This window comes from Cupriavidus sp. SK-4, assembly GCF_000611125.1.
Lineage (GTDB): Bacteria > Pseudomonadota > Gammaproteobacteria > Burkholderiales > Burkholderiaceae > Cupriavidus > Cupriavidus necator.
In genome coordinates this window covers 1-1,658 of sequence record NZ_JFJW01000222.1, presented here as the reverse complement: position 1 = coordinate 1,658, position 1,658 = coordinate 1, and the positions used below count along the sequence as shown (strand labels likewise).

The following is a 1,658-nucleotide window of genomic DNA, read 5'->3' as shown; positions in this document are numbered from 1 at the left end:
CGGCGCGCGTCAAGGTAGTTGTCGCCTCGGTCATGCAGCCAACTGTTGAGTATTCACGTCAGGCAAATGCGTCTTTATGACGGACTCACGTTCCGGGTTGAGCGTGACTGCGCCAATGGGCGACCAGTTGCGCGTATTGCCGGACCAACGCGCCGGGTTGAGTTCGCGAGCCTCGGTGTAAAGAGCATGCCTGGCAGCCAGAATCGCCTGATCCTCACCGGCATGGCGCTGGGCCGGACTGACGTAGCGGATACCGCTGTGACGATGATCGACGTTGTACCACTGGACGAAGCCGGCTGCCCAGGCGCGCGCCTCGTCGAGGTCGGCGAAGCCTCGGGTGGGAAACTCGGGCCGGTACTTGGCGGTGCGAAACAGCGACTCGGCATAGGCATTGTCATCGCTGACCCGTGGGCGCGAGTACGAGGGTTTGACGCCCAGCCAGTTGAGCATGGCCAGTACCGTCGTGGCTTTCAAGGTCGAGCCGTTGTCGCCGTGCAGAACCGGCTTGGCGCTCAAGGCGGCAATCCCTTCGGCCAGCGCCGTGCGGCGCACCAGATGGGCGGCATGGTCGGCATGGTCGCTATCATGCACCTCCCAGCCGACGATCTTGCGGCTGTACAAGTCGAGAATCAGGTAAAGGTGGAACCAGCGCCCCGTGACTTGTGCCGGCAGGTAGGTCATGTCCCAGCACCAAACCTGGCGCACGGCGGTAGCGATGTGCGTGGTCGGCGGCCGGACCGCCTTGGGTGTCTTGGCGCGCCCACGGTGAGCGGATTGCCCATGCGCGCGCAGGATGCGGCTGAAGGTGGATTCGCTGGCCAGATAGACCCCTTCATCGGCCAGCATGGGCACGATGCGCGCCGGCGGCACGGCGGCAAAGCGCGGCGCATTGGCGAGGGCCAGCACCTGGGCGCGCTCGGCCTCAGAGAGGGCATGGGGCGGGACAGGGCGCACTGCCTGCGGCCTACGATCACCGCCGACAAGGCCTTCGCCAGCTTGCCAGCGTTGCAGCGTGCGCAAGTTGATGCCGGCCATCTCGCAGGCGGGCTTCAAGCGCGCGCCTGCCGCCTGCGCAACATGGATATCTCGGGCCAGTGCCTGGCGATCTTCGAGGCCGATCATTCGCCCTCTCCCTTGTTGAAGATCGCCGCGACTTTTTTTGACAGGACCAGTAGGGCTGCCGTTTCGGCCAGCGCCCGGTCTTTGCGCAGCAGTTCGCGTTCGAGCTCCTTGATCCGCTTCTTGTCTTGCCGGGTGGCTTGCGGACTGGCGCGGGCCTCCTCGGGCTCGGCCAAGGCCGCGGTGGCGCTGGCACACCACTGATCGAGTTCGGCCGGATATACGCCGTGCTCACGACACCAGGCGCTCTTGCCGGCCTCGTCCATCGCCGCCGTAGTGATCACCGCTTCGAGTCGAGCGCGCGCAGTCCAGGCCCGCCCTCGGGCGGGCCTGGACTGCGCATCCTCACGCCATCGTTCCAATGTCTGCACCGAAACCCCAATCTCTTGTGATACCACGCCCACTTGGGCGCTCTCCGGCGGCAACAACCGCGCCACCGCTCTGTTCCTGAATGCTTCTCCGTACCGAGCCATCTCTCATCCTTGTCGCCCCCAGGTTCAACATCATAGAGAGGCGACAACTATTCTGACGCGGGGGGG

General features: G+C 65.1%; 1 protein-coding gene. It reads right to left on the bottom strand.

The annotated features are described in order from the left end of the window. Positions 1-30 precede the first annotated feature (30 nt). A protein-coding gene (locus tag CF68_RS34550) for an IS3 family transposase (RefSeq protein ID WP_152548611.1) occupies positions 31-1,592 on the bottom strand; the annotation gives its coding sequence in 2 pieces (ribosomal slippage) (positions 31-1,154 and positions 1,154-1,592; 1,563 coding nt in all). Between the last annotated feature and the right edge of the window lie 66 nt (positions 1,593-1,658).